Below are 3,858 nucleotides of genomic sequence, written 5' to 3'. Positions count from 1 at the left end.
GCTCAGATCCTTGGCAAACCAGAAGACTGGCGCGAATACCACGCAAGCAACTGCGGCGTGACCGAAATCGAGTTCGGGGAACCACCCCGAATCCTGAATTTCAATCACACCGCGCACATGGAGTGACACATCCGCCATGTCGCGGAGTGAGCAGGATCCGCAGCCATTTGCCTGCTAGTGTCGGGAGCCAGCCCCCGTGCCGAAACCGACACTCAGGGGTTTCAGGTCGGGCCGAAAAACGGCGATTCAGGAGATGACTCGATTCCGATCCCGCACCAGGACATAGCAGGCGGGGATTGCGACGACTGGGGCCATCCGTTGCCAGCAGACGTCGTTACCACCTCGCGGACGGAAGGCTTCATGCAGCTCAAACCAGACGCCCGGATTCGCTCAGGTGTCTTGCGCTGCGGCCCGGATCCCTCGGACCTCAGATGAGCGAGACAAGCAAGAGCGATGCGCCGGGCGTCGTCGTCATCGGGCGTGACGAAGGTGCCCGACTGGAGCGCTGCCTGCGGTCGCTACAGAAGTGCGACGCAACCGTGGTCTATGTGGACTCCGGTTCCAGTGACGGCAGTCTGGAACGCGCTCGCGAGGCCGGAGTTCAGGTCGTCGAACTCGATATGTCCAGGCCTTTTTGCGCTGCGCGCGCTCGCAACGCGGGCTTCGACAGGCTGTGCGAAAGACGCCCCGGGATCAGCTGGGTCCAGTTCGTGGACGGCGACTGCGAACTCGACGAACATTGGCTCAAGCGCGCCACATCCTACCTGGAAGAACACGAAGGCGTCGCGATCGTATGCGGACGCTTGCGCGAACGAGAACCCGACCGGTCCGTCTACAATCGACTCTGCGACATCGAGTGGGACGGAGCGATCGGAGAGATCGATGCTTGTGGCGGCATCTTCATGGTTCGCGCACAGGCGTTTTCCGATGCGGGCCGCTTCAATGAAACGATCGCCGTCGGAGAAGAACCCGATCTGTGCTGGCGCCTGAGACGGAGCGGCTGGAGTATCGTCCGATGCGATCGCTTCATGGCCTGGCACGATGCGGCACTGACGCGCTTCAGCCAGTGGTGGCGACGAGAAGTGCGTAATGGCTACGGACACCTCGACCTCGCACGCCGCTTCGGGTTCGCTGCGGACGCTCCGTACACGGATGCAGTCCGCAGTGCACGGATCTGGGGCATCGGATTGCCGCTGGCCGTCATTTCAGTTTTCAGTCTCGTCAGCCTCGCCTCCGGAGCGACGATGGGATTCCTCGTTGCCCTGCCCGGATTGGCGATCTGGCCGGCCCAGGTTCTGCGCGTAGCGGTGCGACTCAGCCACGCAAAGGACTCGATCAGCCACCGATCTGCCCTGAGGTACGGGTTTTACACGATGCTCGCGAAGTGGCCGCACCTGATGGGCCATCTCAGGCGAAAGAGGAAGACGGCGCTGCACGACGGGGTGCATTTCAGATCCGACGCCGGAAACGCCAACCAGGATGGAGATCAACGGTGAGTCAGCGAATCGCCTACCTGACGGGTGAGTATCCGCGCGGTACCGATACGTTCATCTCGCGTGAAGTCATGGCCTTGCGCAAGCGCGGCCTCGAGATCGAAACTTTCTCCATCCGAAGAGCTGCCGGAAACCTGAAGCTGGGCCGCGACCAACAAGCGGAACTCGAGCGCACCTTCTTCGTACTCGAGCAATCGCCCGGCAGCATCGTTTCGGATGTCCTCGGGATCCTCTGGAAATCGCCTTCGAGATTCTGGAAGGCGATGCGCCTGGCCCTATCGACCGCCGCACCCGGCCTTCGAGCCCTCGCCTATCAGCTCTTCTATCTGGCAGAAGCTTGTGTAATTGCAAGACAATTGGAAATCCGCGGCCTGACCCATATCCACAACCAGTTCGCCGATTCGAGTTGCACGGTGGCGATGCTCGCCGCGGAGATCTCGGGCAGTCGTTTCAGCTTCACAATCCACGGTCCCGGAATATTCTTCGAACCGAAGCTCTGGCGGATCGACGCGAAGGCCGAGCGCGCCCGGTTCGTCGCCTGCATAAGTCACTTCTGCCGCAGCCAGACGATGGCGCACTGCGCTCCTTCGAGCTGGGACCACCTGCACATCGTTCACTGTGGCATCGACCTGGACGACTTCGTCGCGCGAACACACGTTGGAATCGCGACCCGCCTGTTGTTCGTCGGCCGACTGGCTCCGATCAAGGGATTGAGCGTCTTGATCGAGGCTTTCTCCAGGCTCGCCGCTGAACACCCCGAAATCTCTCTCGACATCGTCGGTGACGGTCCCTCCCGTGCAGAGATCGAGCAACTCATTGCCGACCGGGGCTTCTCAGAGCGAATCCGTCTGCTCGGCTACCGTTCAGAGGAAGAAGTAGGAGAACTGCTGAAGGAGGCCGAGATCTTCGTGATGGCCAGCTTCGCAGAGGGCGTTCCGGTCGTACTGATGGAAGCGATGGCAGCCGGTGTTCCGTGCCTTGCAACACGCGTCGCGGGCATCCCTGAACTGATCGAGGATGGCAAGTCGGGACTTCTCGCAGCGCCGGGGGATGTCGAGGCGCTGGTCTCGCACCTGCGCGAACTGATCGTCCAGCCCGAGTTGCGAACGCGGCTTGCGGCGGCCGGACGAACCAAGGTCGAGCGGGAGTTCGACCTGCACAGGGAAGCGGAGTGGCTGGCTCGCTTGATCTCCGAAGATCCACGGGACGAGGACTGCCCGATCCGCCCCGCTCCGGTAGACGAGTCAGAGGCGGGCCTGAAAACCCGCTGATCGGTCACTCCGACCAGTCCGGTTACTCCGACCAGTCGGGCAGGCTGCGCCCGAGAAACTCCGCCAGCTCGCGATTGGGTTCGACGAAGCGCTCGACCAATCGGGCGCGAACCTCCGGTGTCATTTCGGAGATCCCTTCGACGCTTTGGCGAGCGGATCTTCCGGCGATGACTTCGGCGATCTTCGGCGAGGTCAGCCAGGCTCGGGCTCTCTGCCTGACTCGCGCGGGAAGCAGATCGATCCATCTGGAGAGCAGCGGCGAACGGCGCATGCGCCCCACGAGATCGCGGCTCTGGCGCACAGCCAGGGCCGTGCCGGATCGATTCGATTCAATCGAGCCCCCGGCGCTCAGGTCGAGAACAGGAACGCCTAGAAAGCGCTGAATGGCCGCGAGTGTGGGAATCGGCTGCGCCCGGAGTTCGTCCAGGGTCAGAAAATGAAACCTCTCGGCTGAAAACTGGACATGAAACGCACCGATCTGCCTGCGATACAGACTCGTATCGATGATTTCCGGAATCCTCTCCAGCGCCTCCTCGAAAGAGAGCAGCGCCTGGCCTGTGACTCCGCGTTCCTCCATCAGATGCCGGTAGTGCGCGTAGGCGCGCTCCACAGGGTGGCGCATGATGAACAGGAAACGCGCATCCGGGACGTGCGCCTTGATCCGACCCGCAACATCCCCAAAGTGCGGATGTCGCGCATAACAAGTCGAAGCTTCGCCACAGAGTTGGCCCTTCTTCGCTTCGGCAAACAGGGCGCGATACCAGTCGATCCCCCGGGCGAACACTGCATCGCGACTGAAGAACTGCGGCTCCTTCGGGGTACACATGAAGATCTGCGGATGCCTCTGCAGATACTCCTGAAGACTCGTCGTACCGGATTTCATCGCTCCGATGAGAAAGAAGTCGGGACAGCGCGCCGGCAAGATCTATCGCACCTCGTCCGAAGCGACCTTCCCATCGACGATCCGGACCACTCTTCTGGCGCGGTCGACTACCTGGGGATCGTGGGTCGAGAAGATGAAGGTCTCGCCGCGATCTCGGTTCAGCTTCTCCATGATGTCGAGCAACATCTCTGCGGTCTCGGAATCGACGTTT

At 61.7% G+C, this 3,858-nt stretch carries 4 protein-coding genes; 2 read left to right on the top strand and 2 right to left on the bottom strand.

Annotation, left to right across the window (positions count from 1 at the left end; genetic code table 11):
- Positions 1-431: 431 nt before the first annotated feature.
- Complete coding sequence (locus tag GY725_09035) at positions 432-1,496, top strand: glycosyltransferase family 2 protein (GenBank protein MCP4004326.1); 1,065 nt, start codon at positions 432-434, stop codon at positions 1,494-1,496.
- On the top strand, positions 1,493-2,764 hold the full coding sequence (locus GY725_09030; GenBank protein ID MCP4004325.1) for a glycosyltransferase family 4 protein: 1,272 nt from the start codon (positions 1,493-1,495) through the stop codon (positions 2,762-2,764). The genes GY725_09035 and GY725_09030 overlap by 4 nt, the downstream gene beginning before the upstream one ends.
- 22 nt (positions 2,765-2,786) lie before the next feature.
- Here the strand turns inward: GY725_09030 and GY725_09025 are convergent, their stop codons facing one another.
- Both GY725_09025 and GY725_09020 read right to left on the bottom strand, forming a co-directional pair.
- Entirely contained in the window at positions 2,787-3,686 is a 900-nt protein-coding gene (locus tag GY725_09025; GenBank protein MCP4004324.1) for a hypothetical protein, read from the bottom strand.
- Between the two features lie 3 nt (positions 3,687-3,689).
- Positions 3,690-3,858, bottom strand: a 169-nt coding sequence (locus GY725_09020; protein MCP4004323.1) for an ABC transporter ATP-binding protein, incomplete at its 5' end; no start/stop codon positions are given.

The organism is bacterium (assembly GCA_024226335.1).
In the GTDB taxonomy this organism is placed as follows: Bacteria; Myxococcota_A; UBA9160; order SZUA-336; family SZUA-336; genus JAAELY01.
Note: the sequence above shows the minus strand (reverse complement) of the source record. Positions and strands in the feature narration are given on the sequence as shown.